12 protein-coding genes are annotated in these 19,350 nt (G+C 62.5%); 7 read left to right on the forward strand and 5 right to left on the reverse strand.

The features are described from left to right. Both ACOFKT_RS05270 and ACOFKT_RS05275 read left to right on the forward strand, forming a co-directional pair. Positions 1 to 507 carry a hypothetical protein gene (locus tag ACOFKT_RS05270; protein ID WP_419806368.1) on the forward strand — a complete coding sequence of 169 codons (507 nt, stop codon included), beginning with the start codon at positions 1 to 3 and terminating at the stop codon, positions 505 to 507. Next, a complete protein-coding gene (locus ACOFKT_RS05275) occupies positions 492 to 3,656 on the forward strand; it encodes an FAD-binding and (Fe-S)-binding domain-containing protein (RefSeq protein WP_419806369.1) in 3,165 nt (1,054 codons plus the stop codon). Before ACOFKT_RS05270 ends, ACOFKT_RS05275 begins: the two co-directional genes overlap by 16 nt. On the opposite strand, the gene ACOFKT_RS05280 is transcribed toward ACOFKT_RS05275, so the two are convergent. Then, positions 3,645 to 4,151 (reverse strand): TlpA family protein disulfide reductase, encoded by a 507-nt coding sequence (locus ACOFKT_RS05280; protein ID WP_419806370.1) that lies wholly within the window; start codon positions 4,149 to 4,151, stop codon positions 3,645 to 3,647. The genes ACOFKT_RS05275 and ACOFKT_RS05280 overlap by 12 nt on opposite strands. A 20-nt stretch (positions 4,152 to 4,171) precedes the next feature. Between ACOFKT_RS05280 and ACOFKT_RS05285 the strand changes: the two genes are divergently transcribed. Beyond that, the gene (locus ACOFKT_RS05285; protein ID WP_419806371.1) at positions 4,172 to 5,350 is read left to right on the forward strand and encodes a glycosyltransferase; all 1,179 of its coding nucleotides are present in this window, start codon (positions 4,172 to 4,174) and stop codon (positions 5,348 to 5,350) included. Between the two features lie 3 nt (positions 5,351 to 5,353). Here ACOFKT_RS05285 and ACOFKT_RS05290 read toward each other — a convergent pair whose 3' ends face one another. Together ACOFKT_RS05290 and ACOFKT_RS05295 are read right to left on the reverse strand one after the other, a co-directional pair. Beyond that, positions 5,354 to 7,924, reverse strand: a complete 2,571-nt coding sequence (locus ACOFKT_RS05290) for an ABC transporter permease (protein ID WP_419806372.1) — start codon at positions 7,922 to 7,924, stop codon at positions 5,354 to 5,356. Beyond that, positions 7,924 to 8,661 (reverse strand): ABC transporter ATP-binding protein, encoded by a 738-nt coding sequence (locus tag ACOFKT_RS05295; RefSeq protein WP_419806373.1) that lies wholly within the window; start codon positions 8,659 to 8,661, stop codon positions 7,924 to 7,926. Before ACOFKT_RS05295 ends, ACOFKT_RS05290 begins: the two co-directional genes overlap by 1 nt. A gap of 108 nt (positions 8,662 to 8,769) precedes the next feature. Here ACOFKT_RS05295 and ACOFKT_RS05300 point away from each other — a divergent pair, with 108 nt between their 5' ends. Beyond that, positions 8,770 to 9,453, forward strand: coding sequence for an arylesterase (locus ACOFKT_RS05300; protein WP_419806374.1), 684 nt, complete (start codon positions 8,770 to 8,772; stop codon positions 9,451 to 9,453). A gap of 5 nt (positions 9,454 to 9,458) precedes the next feature. On the opposite strand, the gene truB is transcribed toward ACOFKT_RS05300, so the two are convergent. Together truB and xylB are read right to left on the reverse strand one after the other, a co-directional pair. Further along, positions 9,459 to 10,349: a tRNA pseudouridine(55) synthase TruB gene (gene truB, locus ACOFKT_RS05305; RefSeq protein ID WP_419806375.1), complete on the reverse strand. Its 891-nt coding sequence runs from the start codon at positions 10,347 to 10,349 to the stop codon at positions 9,459 to 9,461. 34 nt (positions 10,350 to 10,383) lie between these two features. Next, a complete protein-coding gene (gene xylB / locus ACOFKT_RS05310) occupies positions 10,384 to 11,895 on the reverse strand; it encodes a xylulokinase (protein ID WP_419806376.1) in 1,512 nt (503 codons plus the stop codon). A gap of 106 nt (positions 11,896 to 12,001) precedes the next feature. On the opposite strand from xylB, the gene ACOFKT_RS05315 reads away from it, so the two are divergent. The 3 genes from ACOFKT_RS05315 to ACOFKT_RS05325 are packed head-to-tail and all read left to right on the forward strand — an operon-like array spanning position 12,002 to position 19,254. Beyond that, positions 12,002 to 15,268 (forward strand): efflux RND transporter permease subunit, encoded by a 3,267-nt coding sequence (locus tag ACOFKT_RS05315; RefSeq protein WP_419806377.1) that lies wholly within the window; start codon positions 12,002 to 12,004, stop codon positions 15,266 to 15,268. 30 nt (positions 15,269 to 15,298) lie between these two features. Next, a complete protein-coding gene (locus tag ACOFKT_RS05320; protein ID WP_419806378.1) occupies positions 15,299 to 17,029 on the forward strand; it encodes an efflux RND transporter periplasmic adaptor subunit in 1,731 nt (576 codons plus the stop codon). Continuing rightward, a complete protein-coding gene (locus tag ACOFKT_RS05325; protein WP_419806379.1) occupies positions 17,026 to 19,254 on the forward strand; it encodes a TolC family protein in 2,229 nt (742 codons plus the stop codon). Before ACOFKT_RS05320 ends, ACOFKT_RS05325 begins: the two co-directional genes overlap by 4 nt. Positions 19,255 to 19,350 lie beyond the last annotated feature (96 nt).

Here is a 19,350-nt window from a genome sequence, read left to right on the forward strand (position 1 = left end):
TTGGCTGGGCTGATTGGAGCGATCCTTCTCCTGGCGTGTGTGGCGGAGGTGCTGCTCACAAAACATGACACGGTGACACGTCGGCGCTTTCTTATCCCGCAAAGCTTCAGCGGTCAGGTATATCTGATCCACACCGGTGCCTATAACGGACCAGATGCGGCTGGCGATCGTGTGCAAACCATGTCTGTGCCGGGAAGCGGCGTTCTGGTAACGACCGATCGCATGCCCACCCGATACGAAGATACCTACTCCGACGTAACGCCGTCTGGCAGGTTGGCACAACTGCAGGTACAGGAGTTAGGCGTCATCCAGGACACGCCGGCAAGCCGCAACGATCCGCACCGGCTCGTCTTCAATCCCAATGCGGGCATTCTGGAGTTGCCCAACTGCAAGATCTTCGCTGAGTCGTTCTATGTCGGGACGCGTCGCTTTCTGCTGCAGGACCATACCTCTGATGTGTTGGAAAACTTCGCAGAAACGCATCCAGAGGTATGCGTCCGGAAGTAACGGCAAGGCTGGCGGAGTATCCTTTTCAGGTGAGTGCCGCTGCCCCGTTGCTGCAAGACCCGCTCGTGCAAATCGAGCCGCTGCCGCCTTCCTCGCACGCCTACTCCGCAGAGAACTTCTCCCGCGCGAGCGAGCTGGAAGCAGCGTTGCGCGCCGTCGTGGCTGGTGAGGTCCGCTTCGATCACGGCTCTCGCGCGCTCTACGCCACGGATGCCTCCAACTACCGCCACATTCCCATCGGTGTCGTGTTGCCGCGCACGCGGGAAGACGTGATTGCCGCGCTTGACGTCTGCCGCCGCTTTGACGCGCCGGTCCTTTCCCGCGGAGCGGGCACGTCCTTGGCAGGGCAGTGCACCAACGTGGCTGTGATCTTCGACTTTTCGAAGTACATGAATCGCGTGCTGCAGGTGAATGCCGAGGAAGGCTGGGTTCGCGTTGAGCCCGGCATTGTGCTGGACGCCCTGCAAGAAGTGGTAAAACCCCTCGGTTGGTTTTTCGCGCCCGACCCAGCGACGCATTCACACTGCACGCTGGGCGGCATGCTCGGCAACAATTCCTGCGGCTCGCACGCGCTCTTCGGTGGCAAAACCGACGACAATACGCTCGAACTCGAGATCCTGTTATACGACGGAACCATCCTGACCGTAGGCGCAACCAGCGAGGCGGAACTGTCCAGCATCATCGCCGCTGGCGGACGCCGCAGCCAAATCTACGCAGGCCTGCGCGACCTCCGTAATGAGTACGGCAAGCTGGTGCGCAAACGTTTCCCAGACATTCCGCGACGCGTAAGCGGCTATAACTTGAACGAGCTTTTACCGGAACGCGGCTTCCAGGTCGCGCGTGCCTTGGTCGGCAGTGAAGCAACCTGCGTCACAATTCTTTCCGCCAAATTGCAGCTGAAGCGGAACCCTTCCTGTCGCACACTCGTCGTGGTCGGCTACCCCGACATTTTCCTTGCGAGCGACCGCGTGCCCTCCATCTTGGAGCACAAGCCGATCGCGGTGGAGGGCTTTGACGGCAAGCTGGTGGAGTTCATGCGGCGTAAGTCCATGCTAAGCACCAGCATCGGTCTGCTGCCGGCCGGCGGCGGTTGGCTGTATGTCGAATTTGGAGAAAACAGCGAGGCCGAAAGCCGCGCGCGAGCGGATGCATTTGCGGCTTCGCTACAACGAACGGACGCGCATGCTCTCGTCGTCGGGCCGATTGCAGAGCAACGCCAGCTTTGGGAAGTTCGCGAAGCCGCGTTAGGCGCAACGGCCTTTGTGCCCGGCCAGAAGCCCGCCTGGGAGGGTTGGGAGGATCACGCAGTCGCGCCGGAAAAGTTGGGTGCATACCTCCGTGAATTCCGCTCGCTGCTCGACGAGTTCGGTTATGACACTGCGTTCTATGGTCACTTCGGCCAGGGCTGCGTACACGTGCGCATCGACTTTGACCTGCGCAGCGAGCCCGGCATTCGGCTTTTCCGTGCATTCCTAGACCGCGCGGCCGATCTCACCGTCAGCTTCGGCGGTTCGCTCAGCGGCGAGCACGGCGATGGCCAGGCACGCGGCGCGCTGCTCGAAAAGATGTACGGTCCGGAACTGATACAAGCCTTCGAGCGATTCAAAGATCTCTGGGACCCGGCCGGCAAAATGAATCCCGGCAAGCTCGTCCGCGCGCGGCAGCCTCACGCAAACCTACGCTACGGCGCGGACTTTGCGCCGGCTAAGCCGCAACACTTGCACTTTGCCTACGCGCAGGACGGCGGCAGCTTCGCGCATGCGACCGAGCGTTGCGTCGGGGTCGGCAAGTGTCGTAAAGAGTCCGCCGGGACCATGTGCCCCAGCTACATGGTGACCCGCGACGAACGTCACTCTACCCGCGGTCGTGCCCACGCGCTGTTTGAAATGCTGCAGGGCGAAATCATCGGTGGCGATGGCGCAGGAGAAGCGCTTTGGGACGACGGCGATGTGAAGGACACGCTTGAGCTTTGCCTGAGTTGCAAGGCTTGCAAAAGCGAGTGTCCGGTCAACGTAGACATTGCCACGTACAAGGCCGAGTTCATGGCGCACTATTACCGCCGCCATCGCCGCCCGCTGCGCGCCTACGCTTTCGGCCTGATCGACAAATGGGCGCGGCTTGCTTCCTGGACCTCGCCCGAGTTATTGAACCTCAGTCTTCGCCTTCCCGGTGCAGCCACTGCCGCGAAGGCAATGCTTGGCATCGCGCAGCCGCGACAAATCCCGCAATTTGCACCGTGCAGCTACCAACAAATGCGCAGGAGCAAGGATCCACGCACAGGTCTGCGTGATGTTCTGCTCTGGCCGGACACCTTCAACAACTACTTCCAACCCCAGGTCTCATCCGCAGCGCAGCGCGTGCTGGAAGCTGCGGGCTTCACGGTACACGTGCCGCGTGGTCACGTCTGCTGCGGACGTCCGTTGTACGACTTCGGCTTCCTCGCTGAGGCAAAGCGTTACCTGCTGCGAACCCTTGATCGTATCGGGCCGGAGATCGATGCCGGCATGCCGGTCGTCGTGCTGGAGCCGAGCTGCGCCTCCGTCTTCCGCGATGAGCTGATCGAAATGCTGCCCGGCAATGCGCGAGCAGAGCGGCTCCGCCTGCAGACCTACCTGCTCTCAGAATTCCTGCAGCAGCACGCCCCCGGCTGGAAGCCGCCGCAATGGCCGGTTCAGGTTACGGTGCAGGGCCACTGTCATCACAAGGCGCTGATGAAAATGACCGCCGAGGAACAGGTGCTGCAACAAATGGGCGCACAAGCGGCGGTACTCGATTCAGGTTGCTGCGGCATGGCGGGACCGTTCGGCTTTGAAGAGGAGAAATTCTCCATTTCTCAGGCGCTTGCGGAACGCGTTCTGCTGCCTGCGGTTCGTAAGACTGCGCCGCACGCCGCCATCCTCGCCGATGGGTTCTCATGCCGCGAGGCAATCTCGCAAAACGTGCAGCGGCACGGTGTTCATTTGGCGGAGTTGCTCAACCTTGCGAGCCATCCTGAACGCGACACAGCGCCGCCGGAGGAACTCGCACGGAGACCCCTGCTGACGCAGCGACGCCGAGCAAGGGCGCGCCTTGGCGTAGCCGGGGTTGGGGCGGTTATGGTGTTTGCGGCAGCGGTGTGGTGGTCACGCCGCCGGTCGTTAAAGTTTTGAGAGGAAGCTCTCGATTTCCGGCGATGTCCAATCCTGCGACCCGATGAACTTACGGCGGATGACGCCTTTCCGATCCACCACATAAGTCTCCGGCACCTTCACGGAACCGAAGCGCAGGTTCGCACCCTCCGATCCGTCGCGCACACTCAGCAGCTTCACCTCGTACTGCTTCAGGAAATTCCGATAAGCCTCGGCATCGTCATCAATGGAAACCGCAAGCACCTGCACCTGCGGTAGTTGCTGCTGCATCTGTTGCAGGCTCGGCAACTCATCCAGGCAGGGCGCGCACCACGTCGCCCAGAAGTTCAGCACAACAACCTTCCCGCGATAATCCCGCAGGCGAACGGTGCGTGCTCCGTCGTGCACAACGAAATCGGGAGCCTGTCGAGAAACCTGCTGCGGATGATCGCCACGGTTGCAGCCGCTCGCAGTCAGCAGGGCGCAAAGCAGCAGAAGCTTAACGGAACGGCGGGCGATCGGGAAAGTGGACAGCACAGGTCCTATGATACGAAGCGATGGTCGAACCGGAACAGCCTACGCCCACAGCGGAGCCGGATTTCTCATTGCGTCTGGACGGCAGCGCGCCCCGACACGATCCAGCGTCCTCGCTGCGCCCCCGATCGCACGTGGAACTGGAGCAGGATGAGCCAGCGACCCACGAACTGACCGTGCTCATCCCGGCTCGCAACGAGGCGCACAATCTGCCCGCCTGCCTGGCCTCCCTCATCGCGCAGTCGGAGCCGGGCTTCGAACTTGGGAGGCAGTGGCACATCTTCGTCATCGACGACGACTCGACGGATGAGACGCTCGCCATCGCACAGGCTCTCGCGCGCGATCGCGAAGGTCTGCACGTGCTGCGTGCGCCAGAACTGAAGCCGCGCCGCCACGGGTTTACCGGCAAAAACGCCGCACTGTGGTTCGGCGTGAACCAGCCCGTCGCGCGCACGGCGGCTTGGTTTCTCTTCACCGACGCCGACACGCTCCACGAACCTGCAACGACACACCGCGCCGTCGTGGAAGCCGAGCGCCACGATCTTTCCATGCTCAGCTACTCGCCGCGCCAGATCGCGGCCAATCTGGCGCAGCGCGCGCTTCTGCCCCTCATTTTTTCAGAGCTTGCAACGGCCTACCCGCCGAAGCAGGTCAACGACCCAAGCAGTCCCATTGCCGCGGCGAACGGCCAATTTCTGCTCGTGAGCCGCGACGCCTACTTCAGCGTCGGCGGGCACCAGGCCGTCGCCGATCGCGTCCTGGAAGATGTTGCGCTTGCGCGGCTACTCAAGCGGCGTCATGCGATCCGCCTGCGCTACGCTCCAGAAAGCGTCGCCGCGCGAATGTACCAAACCACAGGCGAGATGGTCGCCGGCTGGACCAAAAATCTCGCACTGCTGTTCAGTCGTCCGGTCTGGCTCGCAGCCTCGCGCAGCATCGATTTCCTACTGCTGCTCGGCCTGCCTTTGCTCGCCATCGCGTTGCCGTGGCTCATCACGTGGCAAAAGGCCGCGATCTGGATACTGTGGCTGCGGGTCATCCTTCGCTACTGGACCCGGACGCGCCGCTCCAATGCAGGCGCGCTCGACATGTTGCTGGCCGTGTTCGCCCTGCCGCTCTTCGCCGTGCTGCTGGTGCGCTCCTGGCAACAGGTCACGCTAACAAAACGTGTCACATGGAAGGGCAGGGAATACACGCCATAGCCGCTACTCTTCTCGCAGAACCTCAAGCGGCTTTTGCCCCAGCACACGGTAGCTTGCCAACCAGCCTGTGCTCACCGTGAGCACCGCGACAAGCAGCCATGCCAGCATGTTCTGTAGCAGATGCAGGTGATAGCCAAGGTCCATCTGCCGTAGCAGCGTACGGGTGCTCAAATTCGCAAAGAGCAAACCGACCAGACCTGCAACAAGGCCGAGCACGGCAAACTCAATCGTAAAGATCGACCCGATGCGGAACCGCGTTGCCCCCAGGGTCTTCAGCACCACGACTTCACGGATGCGCCTGTAGCGCGTGCCTGCCACGGCAGAAGCAAGGATTACCAGACCGGCGAAGATCGAAAATCCTGCCAGGAACTGCACGACTAGCTGCACCTGTAGCAGAATCTTGCGTAGCTGCTCGAACGCCTGTGCCACATTGATCACGGTAACGGTTGGAAATTTCACGTACAGCGCACGCTGCAGCTCACCCACGTGATCCGGATCCGAGTGCACCGCGCCATACCAAACCTCGGAGATGCCATCGAGCGGCGCGCGAGGCAGAATGAACTCCGCGCGCGAGTAAGCATGTTGCCCGTCTGAGCGAATAATCGCGCTTACTTCCGCATCGATCGGCCGGTCCGCATCGCCGCCCGCAGCGAAGATGATGTGCGAGTGCAGCTTCACCCCAAGCCGCTCCGCATGCCGCTCGCCAATGGCAAGCTGTGGTTTCGTTTCGCCTGGCTGCCAAAACTTACCTTTCACCACCGTCACGCCTTCGGGTTCCGACTCCGACCAGGTCAGCGTAATCGACTGCAGCATGCGTTGCGGAAAATTCTTCAGCTTCAGCTGCGACGCAGGAATACCGTCGACCGCCAGAATGCGCGAAGCAATAACTGGAACGAACTCCGGTGTCCCCCGCACCTCAGGCTGCTGCTTCAGCAGGGCTTGCATCCCCAGCAGCTCATTATCCGCAATGTCGACCAGGAAAACGTTCGGCAGGTTCGGCCTGGTAGACAGCTTCAACTCCTGCGTAAACGCCTGGCCCAGAAAGAAGACAATGGCTACCTGCATCACGCCCAGACCCAGCGCGGCCAACAGCGCGGCCGATGGGTTGCCAGGCCGGTACAGATTTGCAAGCCCATGCCGCACCACCGGCGGCAGCGACAAGCGCGTGCGTTGCAGCAGTTGTCGCAAGAGCCACAGCAGCAACGTCGCCGTAGCAATCAGCACCAGCAGAACAGCCACCAGAGTCACGACAAAAACGATCCCGGATTTGCGCGATTCTGAAAGCAGTCCCGCGATTGCGCCCAGTCCCAACAGGATGATTGCGATCGCGACCACCTGCGCAGCGTTGGCGCGCAGCCATTGTCGAAACCGCTGCATCGCGGGCGCGGGCTCGGCCTCCACATTGCGCCGCAGGATCAGGATCGGTCGCACATTCCGGATGTCCAGCAGCGGCGGCAGCGTAAATAGCACCGTGATCACCAGCCCGGTCAAAATGCCTGTGGCAATCGCCGCACCGGCCAGGTGAAGCTCCGGTGTAATTCCCAGTAAACGCCCAAGCAGCAGGGGTAACGCCAGCTGCACACCAGCGCCAAGCAGCACCCCCAGCACGCCACCCATCAGACCCAGCATCACCGTCTGCAGCAGGTAAATGCGAAGCACGCTGCCGCTCTGCGCTCCCAGCGACTTCATAATCGCGATCGTATCCAGCCGCTCCAACAGGTGCGTCCGCATCGCCATCGCGACTCCCAGCGCGCCCAGCACCAGGGCCACCAGCGATACCAGCGAGAGGATGTTTGTCGCGCGATCCAACGCAAACGTGATCGCCGGGTTCGTCTCCCGATAGTCGCTCACGCTGGCTTCCGGCAGCGCATCCTCCACCGCCGATTTCAACTTCGCGACAACGCGGTCATCCGGCTGGGGCAGCTTGAACAAGTACCGCTCACTTGCCCGCGATCCCGCCGCCAGCAGGTGAGTCCCCGCTAGCTGCTGCTGCGTCAGCAACACCCGTGGGCCCGCGGCAAAGGCACCGGAAAGCCGGTCCGGCTCACTGTCCACCACGGCGGCAATGCGAAACGTGCTGTCACCCAGAGTAATGCTGTCGCCGACGTGCAGCTTCAGCCGGATCAGCATATCTTCGCCGACCGCAACATGGTTCCCGCCCACCGCCTGTGGCAGCGGCATCGCGGGTCGCAGCTCGACGGTGCCGTAATACGGGTACTCCGCCGGATCGATCGCCTTCAGCGCGACCAGCAGCGGGTCCATCGCGCCCGCCGCTGTCGCCATCGACGCCATTTCTGTCACGGTCGTGCGGCGCAGACCCTTTGCAGCGTTGTCCAGTTTGGCGATCTGCTTCGGCGTGGGCTGCTGAAACATGCGCGCGCCCAGGTCGCCGGCCAGAATCGAACGCGCCCGCACCAGCAGCGTCTGGCGGAACGCGGCAGAAAAGCCCCGCACTCCCGTCAGCGCTGCCACACCCACAGCAACGCTCAACACAACAAACAGAAATTTCGTGCGCGAAGACTTAAATTCGCGCAGCGCGATGCGTGCAGCCGTGGACCAGGGCAGGGCTGCCATCAGGCGCTCGCCGCCTTGGCGTGCATCGTTGGTGTAATGGGCACGTTTCGTTGGTCCGACAGCAGCGCTCCGTCACGAATCGTCAGAATGCGCGAGGCATGCGCCGCCACCGCCGGGTCGTGCGTCACCAGCACCAGGGTCGTGCCCTCCTGCCGGTTCAGGTCCAGCAACAGACGCATCACCTGCTCTCCATTGCTTGAGTCCAGGTTGCCGGTCGGTTCATCCGCCAGCACGATTGGCGGCCGCAGTACAAAGGCGCGCGCCAGCGCCACACGCTGCTGTTCACCGCCTGAAAGCTGCACTGGGTAATGATCGCCTCGATCGCCCAGGCCCACGGACCCCAGCAGCGCCCGCGCGCGCTCCAGACCTTCGCGTTGCCCGCCCGTCCCGTTCAATTCATACGGCAGCAGAACATTTTCCAGCGCGGTGAGCGTCGGAATCAGCTGGTAGCTCTGAAACACAAAGCCGATCAGTTTGCCGCGCAACAGCGCGAGCTGGTCTTCCTGCAGGTAGCTGATCGTGGTGCCGGCCAGCGTCACATCGCCGCTTGTCGGTGTATCCAGCCCGGCCAGCAGACCCAGCAACGTACTTTTCCCCGAACCGGACGCGCCGACCATTGCGACAAATTCACCCGGCTCTACGTCAAAACTGATGCCGCGAAGAATCTCCACGGTGCGAACGCCGTTGCGGATGATTTTCGTCAGGTTGGAAACGCGAATGCTTGGCGTGGAACTCACGCGCTCAGTATCGCATCCGTATCCTAAAGAACGGACGCTATGCCCACGACCATGCACCTCCGATTCGCCAGGCACGCAATCTTCCTGTTACTGCTATGCACCACATGCATGAGCGGCTGCAAAACCGACCAGGCAACGCGGCACACCGAAGACCAGAACAGCGCCGTGAACTACCAGGCCGCCGTCGCGCGTGCCCACTCGCAACCGATGAGCGCCAATGATCAGCAGACCGTGAACGACGGCCGTCCCGTCATCGCCTGTTTTGGCGACAGCCTTACCGCCGGCTACGGCGTCGACGCGGCCGACTCCTACCCCTCACGCTTGCAGGGCTTGCTTGACAAGGCTGGCTATCACTACCGCGTGGTGAACCTGGGCATCAGCGGCGAGACGACGAAAGACGGCCTGGCCCGCGTCGACCGTGTCCTCGCTCTGCACCCGGCCATCACCGTTGTGGAGTTCGGTGGCAACGACGGCTTGCGAGGTCTACCAGTCGCGAGCTCGCGCGCCAATCTTGACAGCATCGTCGACCGCCTGCGCAGCGGTGGAACGTCCGTAGCCATGGCAGGCATCACGCTGCCGCCGCAGTTCGGCCAAGCATACATCCAGCAATTTAACCAGACGTACCACCTGATCGCAGGCAAATACTCGGTGCCCCTTTACCCATTTCTTCTGCAGGACGTGTGGGGCGTGAGTGGAAGCATTCAGCAGGACGGCGTTCATCCCACCGCGCAAGGCTGCCGTCAGGTCGCCAAAAACATCTTTGGTTTCCTGCAACCGCTGCTGAAAAAGTAACGCGGTCAGAGCAGGTTAAGGTGCGGCTGAAATAGAGTTCCGGCGATGCGCCTGCCGATCGCTGCAAGCTCGGTCTGCCCTCGAAAGACCTTCACCATGGCCGCCTCGGAGTACTCCGGCAGGTTCGCCGCCTGCCCATTGCGCAACTTCGCCAATGAGGGCTCATCCGCGGCCACGGCGGGAAACTCCGGCAAGACCGTACGTGGATGCAGCAGCAAGTCCCGCACCGTACCCACGTTGGCTGCTTCAATCAACTGCTCGCGCGTCACTGCCTCCGATAACCCGAACGGGCCCGCCTGCACGCGGCGCAGGCTGCTCAGGTGCGCGCCGCATCCGGCCAACTCGCCCAACTCGTGCGCCACGGAACGCACGTACCCACCTGACGACACGCGCATGCTGAAGCGCACCGTGTCGCCTTCCGCGCCTTCCAGTTTGAAGCTGTGGATTGTAATGCGCGCCGTTTTCATCTCGACCGGCTTGCCCTGCCGCGCCAGCTTGTACGCAGGCACACCGCCGATCTTCTTGGCAGAGAACACAGGCGGCACCTGGTCAATCGTGCCCTGGAACCGCTGCGCCAGTACGCGCAGATCTTCCAGCGACCGCTCCAGCGGCTTCAGCTCGCTCGTTGGCGTGCCTTCGACATCGAAAGTGTCCGTGCTGAAGCCAAACCGGATCGTTCCGGTGTAGTGCTTGTCCGCCGTCGAAAAGAACGGTGCAAGCCGCGTCCATTTGCCGATCAGCAGCGGCAAGACACCCGTCGCCATCGGATCCAGCGTGCCCAGATGCCCGATGGACCGCTCGCCCGCAGCGCGCCGCGCCAGAGAGACTACGTCGTGTGAGGTAAGACCGGCTGGCTTGTCCAGAACCAGCAGACCGTGAATCGGAGAGGATTGCATCGATTTCGATTACAACAGACGTGCACTGGACGACTCAGTTCTGCTTCGCCGTCTCAGGAAAGAGCCGGTGCAGTTCCTGCCGGTACGCTTGCATCGCCGCCCGATACGGCTCGCGCTTCGCAGCATCCGGCTTTGCCGTCTTCACTTCATCCATGTGTACGTACCGCTCTGCAAGCGCCTGAAACGTGACCGCCTCTCCTGTCGCTTGCGCGTGCGCATAGATCGCCTGGATCGCCGCGCCCAGGCAGCCTGCTTCTTCTTCCGCCGGAACCTGGATCACCGCGCCCGTCGCATCCGCCAGCAACTGACGCCAGGCAGCCGACTTGGAGCCGCCGCCGATCAGCACAATGCGCTCCGCCGCCGCACCCTGCAGAATCAACTCCAGACCGGCCAGCATGCCGAAGCTCACGCCTTCCACCATGGCGCGGATCAGGTGCTGCCGCGTGTAATTATTGGCCGAAACGCCCAGGAGCGCGCCGCGCGCCGTCGGCAGGTCAGGCGTACGTTCCCCATTCAGAAATGGCAACCACACCAGACCGTCGGCACCGGGCGGCGTGTCGCGCAGTGCCGGCTCCAACGCCGCCACCGTCTCACGAACAAGCTCGACCGTTTGCGTCACCACATTGGTCGCGTTCATCGTGCACACCAACGGCAGCCACCCACCGCTGCTGCTGCAAAACGGCGCAACGCTGCCGCTCCTGTCCTCCGCTGGGGCGTTCCGGAAGCTGTACACGGTAGACGACGTGCCCAGGCTCATCGTCACCACGCCCTGCTGTACGTTGCCCGTGCCCAGAGCGCCCATCATGTTGTCGCCACCACCGCTCGACACAGTGCAGTCCTGGGGCAGACCCAACTCCGTCGCGACCTCCGGCCGCACGGTACCCACGCTCTGCTCAGGCGTCAGCAACTCCGGTATCGCTGCCCGTAACTGCCCACTTCCGCCGTCAATCCAGTCCAGCACTTCCGGAATCCACTTACGGCTGCGCGGATCGAAATACCCGGTTCCCGATGCATCGCCGTACTCCGCGCGCATCTGTCCCGTCAGCCACATATTCAGGTATTCGTGCGGCAACAGGATATGGCGCACCCGCGCAAGGTTCTCAGGCTCCATTTCCTTCAGCCAAAGCAGCTTGCTTACGGTATAGCCGGTCAGCGGAACAATGCCGAACCGCTCAATCCATTGCGCCGGGCCACCGAATGCCGCGACCAGCTCCGCGTTCTGCGGCGCGGTCTCCGTGTCATTCCAAAGTTTGGCCGGTCGAATGACCTGTTGCTGCTCGTCCAGCACCACCAGCCCGTGCTGCTGGCCGGAAACACCGATCGCCCGCACCGCCGCATGTGGATGCGCCGCCATGGCAGCGGCCACGCTCACTTTAAGCGCGTCAACCCACCACTGCGGCTGCTGCTCGCGGGCGCCGTTCGCTCGCTCGATGATCTCGTGCTTTGCATACCCTCGGCCCAGGGCCACGCCATCCCGCTGCAACAGCAGAGCTTTTGTTCCTTGTGTTCCACAGTCGATGCCCAGAAAAGCCGCTTCGTTCGCCATGGCCGCATTGTCGCCTGACCGATGAACGGCTGCCAACCGTCAGAATTCAGTGCCGAATCCAGGAGAGCTGCATCCAAAGGGCAGACCACCGGGGAACGAAGCAGGGATGTGGATCGTACGCCTGGCGTTACGGCGCCCGTATACCTTTGTCGTGTTTTCGCTGCTGATGCTGCTGTTGGGCATCGGCACTGCGGTTACTGCGCCGAAAGACATTTACCCCTATATCAATATCCCGGTCGTCACGATTGTGTGGAGCTATAGTGGCCTGCCACCACAGGACATGGAAGGCCGCATCGTCACGGTGTGCGAGCGAGCGCTCACCACCACCGTGAACGACATTGAGCACACCAGCAGCGAGAGCTACCAGGGCGTCGCGGTTGTCAAGGTCTTCTTCCAACCCACCGTCAAGGTCGAGCTTGCACTCGCGCAGATCACCGCGGTCGTGCAGACAATCCTACGTGTTCTTCCGCCCGGTACGTATCCGCCAAACATCATCAAGTACGACGCGTCGAGCGTGCCCATCGTTCAACTCGCGCTCAATGGCCAGGGTCTTACGGAAGAAGACCTCTACGACGACGGTCTTTCGTTCGTGCGCCCACGCCTCGCAACGGTTAAAGGTGCATCCGTCCCTTTGCCCTACGGCGGCAAGGTGCGCCAGGTACAGGTCGACGTCGACCCAAACCTGATGTACTCGCACCACCTGGCCGCCACCGACGTTTCCACCGCGCTCAACCAGCAGAACCTGATCCTGCCGGCCGGCGTTGCCCGCATCGGCGACCGGGAATTCAGCATCAAGCTCAACTCTTCGCCAGCCGTGGTCGGCGCAATCAACGATATGCCGATCCGCGCCGCCAACGGTGCGGTCGTCCAAATGAAAGACGTCGCCCAGGTGCGCCTGGGCTACGCGCCACAGGTGAACGTGGTGCGCGAAGACGGCAAGCGGGCCGCTCTGCTCACCGTCCTCAAAAACGGCCAAACCAGCACGCTGGACATCGTGACCGGTGTGAAGAACTTGGTCCCTACGATCGAAGCGGGACTGCCGGGGCTGAAAATTACGCCGCTCTTCGATCAGTCCATCTTTGTCCGTGAATCCATCAACGAGGTGGTTCGCGAAGCCACCATCGCCGCCGCCCTCACCGGCCTCATGATCCTGCTCTTTCTGGGTTCATGGCGCTCGACCATCATTGTCTGCACCTCCATCCCGCTTTCCATTGCCACATCGCTTGTCATTCTGTATGCGCTTGGGCAAACCATCAACGTCATGACGCTTGGCGGACTTGCGCTCGCCGTCGGCATTCTGGTAGACGACGCGACCGTCGAGATTGAAAACACGCATCGCAACATGGGCGAGAAAAAGCCTCTCGTGCGCTCCATTCTGGACAGCGCGCAGCAGGTTGCCGCACCCGCCTTTGTCTCGACTCTGGCCATCTGCATCGTGTTCACGCCGGTGCTGTTGCTGACCGGTCCCGCGCGATTCCTGTTCACGCCGCTCGCCATGGCGGTCGTCTTCGCCATGCTGGCGTCGTACTTTCTTTCGCGAACGCTGGTGCCGACCATGATGCACTTTCTGCTCGCCAAAGAGCTGCCGCTCTACCAGGACGAAAAGGCGAGTGATGAAGAAGCTGAACGCAACTTCGTCTGGCGCTGGCATCATCGCTTCGACGAATGGTTCGAGCGCCGCCGTGAGCAGTACCGCAAGGCGCTCGCCTGGACGCTCGACAACAAAGGGCTGACCATCGCCTGCTTCGGCTTGTTCGTCCTTCTGTCGTTGCCGCTGGCACTCTTCATCGGCCAGGATTTCTTCCCCTACGTCGACTCCGGCCAGATGCGCCTGCACATTTTCCCGCCGCAGGGCATGCGTCCCGAGGATTCTGAGCAGTACTTTGCCCGGGTTGAGGCCGAGATCCGGCAGGTCTTACCGGCCGAAGAAGTAAAGCTCATCCTCGACAACATCGGCCTGCCGAACGGCGGCATCAATCTCGCCTTCGCCTCCAGCGGCGTCACCTCGGATTCCGACGGCGACATCCTCATCTCGCTTGAACCCGGCAAGCGCCACACCCAGCAATACATGCGCGAATTGCGCCACGACTTGCATCAGAAGTTCCCGGACGCGATCTTCTTCTTTACGCCGGCAAACATCACTAACCAGATTCTCGATTTCGGCCTGCCTGCACCCATCGACTTACAGATCTCCGGTCGTGCCCGCCAGAACTATCAGCTTGCCCAGCAACTGTTGAAGCAGGTGCAGGGCATACCTGGCGTCGCCGACGCACACATCCACCAGCAGATCGCGTTGCCTTCCATCAACGTCAATGTGGACCGCCTCAAAGCGCGCCAGATCGGACTCACGCAGCAGGACGTTGCACAAAGCATGCTCATCTCGCTCACAGGTACCGGCCAGACCGCGCCCAATGAGTGGCTGAATCCGGCTACCGGAGTCAACTACCAGGTTGTCGTGCAAACGCCGCAATACCGCATCGACTCACTGCAGGCGATGGGGCGCATCCCGGTCACCTCACCAGCCGGCAACACAAGCCAGCTGCTCGGCAATGTCGCAAACTTCGAGCGCGACATCACACCCGTCATCATTGACCACTACAACATCCAGCCGACGTATGACATCTACGCCGATGTCGACCAGCGCGACCTCGGTGGTGTCGCGAGCGACATCCGCAAGATCATGCGGAATGCGGAAAAAGACGTCCCCAAAGGCACCCAGCTCGCGCTTCGCGGTGAAGTCGAGACCATGACGAACTCGTTCCAGCGCCTCGGCCTCGGCATCATCTTCGCGGTCATCCTGGTCTACTTGCTCATGGCGGTGAACTTTCAGAGTTGGCTCGATCCACTCATCATCCTCATGTCGCTGCCGGTCGCGTTCGCGGGCATCCTCTGGATGCTCTTCCTCACGGGAACTACCTTCAACGTGCCTTCTCTCATGGGCGCCATCATGACCATCGGCGTCGCAACGGCGAATTCCATTCTGATGGTCGTCTTCGCGAACGATGAGCGCGAGGCAGGCCGGGACAACATGGAAGCCGCCGAGAACGCCGGCTTCACCCGGCTTCGGCCCGTTCTGATGACCGCTCTCGCCATGATCATCGGCATGTTGCCCATGGCGCTTGCGCTGGGCGAGGGCGGCGAGCAGAACGCTCCACTTGGCCGCGCCGTCATAGGCGGCCTGCTCTTCGCCACCCTTGGCACGCTGTTCGTCGTACCCATCATGTATGCCTGGCTGCGCAAGGATCCGCCCACAAACTGGGCTGCTGAAATCGAAGAAACGGAGCGCGAGGAAGCCGAAGAAAAGCAGCGCGCCATGCAAGCAAACCAGAAAGGGAAGCCGGCCGCCGGCAACGCCCATCCGCAACCCGCATAGGCCTGCGACCCCTAAAGGAACCCACCACGCATGAGCGACGACCTGCAGCAGCGGATCTATTCGGAAGACGAGCGGCTCCGCGCGATCAGCGAAGACCCCGACCGCCGCATGACCCGCGCCGAGTGGGAGCATGAGGAATCGCTCGCGCGTCAGGCGGCACACAAGCGCCACCAGCAGGTGCAGCACGACCGCGACGTGCAACAGGATTTCGACAAACGCCACCGCCAGAAACACCGGAACTGGAAGCCGATCCTGCTCTGGGGTGCTACTGCTCTGGGCATGTTGCTGCTCATATTTCTTGTTGGCTATCTGCCGCGCCACAACCGTAACAAACGGATTCAGGCCGAAGCCCAGCAACGGGAACGCGAACAGCCACAAGTGGATGTCGTCAGGGTCAGCCGCACCGCCGCCCCCGGCCAGCTCACAGTCCCGGGTACGACCGCACCGCTCACTGAGGCATTTCTCTACGCCCGTTCCAACGGCTACCTGAAGCGGCGCTTCGTCGATATTGGCGACCACGTCCGCAAGGGTCAGCTTCTCGCCTTGATCGACGCACCAGACCTCGACCAGCAAGTCGATCAGGCACGCGAACAACTCCGCCAGGCCGAGGCTCAGGAAGCACAGCAGCAGGCACAGCTCGACTTGACGCGCGTCACCTGGGAGCGCTGGCGCACCCTGGTCGCCAAAGGCGTCTTCTCCCGTCAGGATGGCGATCGGCGCGAAACCGACTATCGCACTCAGCTTGCCAACGTCGCCTCCGCCCAGCGCAACGTGGAAAGCTACCGCGCAAACCTCCGCCGCGTCATCGCACTGCAAAGCTATGAGCGTGTGACCGCCCCGTTTGACGGCATCGTTACGCAGCGCAACGCCGACGTCGGAGCGCTGGTGGGCAGCAACGGCGCAGCCATGAACGCGTCGAATCCGACCTCCTCGTCCACCAACGGCGGTTCCGCGGGCACCGCCTCCGCGAACACCAGCGGCACCAGCGGCACGTCCACCAGCGTGTCGTCGCCGACCACCGGCGGCGCTCAGGGCGGACCCATCTTTGCCGTCGCGCAGATCAACACGCTGCGCATCCTGGTCAGTGTGCCCGAGGGTTATGCAACCAGCATCCGCCCCGGCATGACCGCTTCGGTCTTTTCACAGGAACATATGGGCGCACCCGTGCGCGGCACCGTGACACGGGCCGCCAACTCGCTCGACCAGAACACTCGCACCATGCTGACGGAGGTGGACGTCGACAACCACAACGGCAGTCTCTATCCCGGTATGTACACCGTTGTTACATTCCAGCAGGTGCGAGGTCAGGCGCCGCTCGCCGTCCCTGGTGACGCCGTCGTGATCCGCAACGACCGCACGACGCTCGCCGTTGTCGACCAGACGAATCATGTGCACTTTGTCCCGGTCACGATCGGCCGCGACTATGGCCCTTCGGTAGAAATTGTTAGCGGCCTCCGCGAAGGTGACACCGTCATCACCAGCGTGAGCGACGGCGTACGCGAAGGCGCAACTGTCCGTCCGGAGCTCACCCAGCAGAGCGAGGCGGAGGCGACCGGCACCGGCGCGCAGCCTCCGACCCGCCGTGAACCGGACAGCGGCCCCAACCAGTACGGCGACCAAAGCATCGTGAACTCCACCCCTGAGGGCACCAACAACAAGGGCAACCGCGGCCAAAACAACGGCACCAGCAAACAGGGCCAGAACGTAAAGCAGCACGGCCCACAGCAAAAGTCCGGCAACGGAAAGTCGGCGAGCCAATGAGTGGCCGCATTCACCCGGCGCGCCGCGCATGGCCGCTCAGCATCGCTGCGGTTTTGCTCGCAGCGCTGCCTTTGCCGGCACAGCAGGATCCGCAAGGCCGCCAGCAACCCGCGCCCTACAGCGCGCCCCAGTCGGCAACGCCGCCCGTCCCCAACGCTCCTGGTCAGCAGCCGTTGCCGCAGGCGCAGCAGCCAAATGTGTCCCCGGACGCCCCTCTGCCGCGGCCGGACGGGACTTCTGTCGACCTGCGGGATGTGAAGCCTCTAACACCGGAAACACCCGGTGCGATCGGCGGCACCCAACAGACGCAGCAGGTCCGCACAAATACGAACGCACCCAGGCGCGAAGCCTCAGCACCTTTTCAGACCAGCCCATTCCGCTTGATTGCGCCGTATCGTGCCGCGCACGTGCCACCTGTGCCGGCCGCCAATCCCGCGCGCATCGACTCGCTCGTTCGCGACGGCAAGCTGTACCTTTCGCTGCACGACGCCATCGCGCTCGCCGTTGAAAACAATCTTGACGTTGAGGTGAGCCGCTACAACATCCTGCTGGCCGACACGGACCTGATTCGTGCGAAAGGCGGTGGCAACCTTCGCGGCCTCGACTACAACATTACGCAGACCTCTCCGGGCGTCGGCGCGCAAACCAGTCCGCTGCTCAACGCCGCGACCAACGGCACAACCGCCGCGGCGGCGCCGCAGGTGACAGACCTGAGCCAGATCACCCAGGCCGGCAACACGACGCAGCAGACACTCAGCAGCACAAACAGTCTTGCCTATGCGCCTGGCCCGCAGGTCCCGCTCTTCGACCCCATCGTCACGGCACAGGCCGGCTACCTGCGCCGCTCCGACCAGAAATCGCTCATCGAAACTGGCAATGGCACCACGGGCACGGGAACCGGCGCAGCAGCAGGAAGCGGCTCCGATGTCAGCAGTCAGCCGCTGTCCTTCGTGAACACGGGCGTCGATTACCAGCAGGGCTTCTCCTTCGGCGCGCAGATCGAAGCCTTTGTGAGTAACGCACCACAGGTCCTGTACTCACAAACCTCGCAATACAATCCATTCCACGCACCTTCGACAAACGTCACATTTACGCAGTCTCTGCTGCGCGGCCGGGGCAGGGCAGTCAACCTTCGCTTCGTGCGCATTGCGCGGCTCGACCAGCAGGTTTCGCGTCTGCTCTTCGAACAGCAGCTGCTTGAGACCGTCTATGGCACTTCGCGGCTCTACTACGATCTGGTCTCGCTGGGCGAAAACATCGGCGTCAAAGAGGAAGCTCTCGCGGCCGCGGAACGCCTCTTCCGTGACGACCAGAGCCAGGTCGCTGAGGGCACGCTCGCACCCATCGAGCTCACGCGAGTGCAGGCCTTGCTCGCGGCCAGCCGGCTCGACCTCATCCAGGCTCGTGGAGAGTACCGCCAGCAGGAAGTGATTCTTCGCCAGAATCTGCTGCGCCGCGTTGGAGATCCGGTCACGCAGTTCGCCTCCATCGTTCCAACAGACCGCATCCAGGTCCCCGCCACGCCGCCTCAACTCGACGTTCCCGGACTCACCGCGGACGCGCTCGCCACCCGTCCCGACCTCCTGCAGGCCGGTATCCAGGTCCAGGCAAACGAAATTGCCGCGCGCGGCACGGCAAACGGGGTAAAACCCCTGCTCAACCTCTATGCCAACGTGCAGACTAGGGGATCATCGCTGGTTCCTTACGAACTGCTCGGTTCGCCTGGCACCGGCAATGCGCAGGTTCCCGCCGCGCTTACGCAGGGCGGTCTCCGGCTTTCCACCATCTACCAGGGCGGCATCCAGCTTACCTTGCCTCTGCGAAACCGCATCGCGCAGGCCGACGCGGCCCGCGACGCCGTCCAGCTTCGGCAATCCCAGGGCCGGGCCGCCAAACTTGAGAATGACGTTCGCCAGCAGGTCGAGAACGCAACCGTGGCGCTCGAAAACGCGCACCAGGCCTACGCCGCTGCCGTGGAAAGCCGCAACTACCAACAGCAGCTGCTTCAGGCAGAGATCGACAAATTTGCCGTGGGTGCCAGCACCAACTTCCTCATCGTGCAGGACCAGGCATACCTCGCGCAAGCACGGTCCACTGAGGTCGCCGCACGGTCCGATTATCAGAAAGCGCAGCTCGCCCTTGACCGCTCTCTTGGCGATCTGCTCCAGAAGAACGGCATCATTTTCGACGAAGCTGTGCAGGGGGAGCTCGCCGACCATCCGTAACCCGGCGAAAGGCCACTTTCGCAACACGCAACCATTGCATTGCCGTCACACCGCGCCACACCGTATGCTTAGGCTGTTCTCTGCATCCAAACGCAG

This window comes from Terriglobus sp. (assembly GCF_965201105.1).
Lineage (GTDB): Bacteria > Acidobacteriota > Terriglobia > Terriglobales > Acidobacteriaceae > Terriglobus.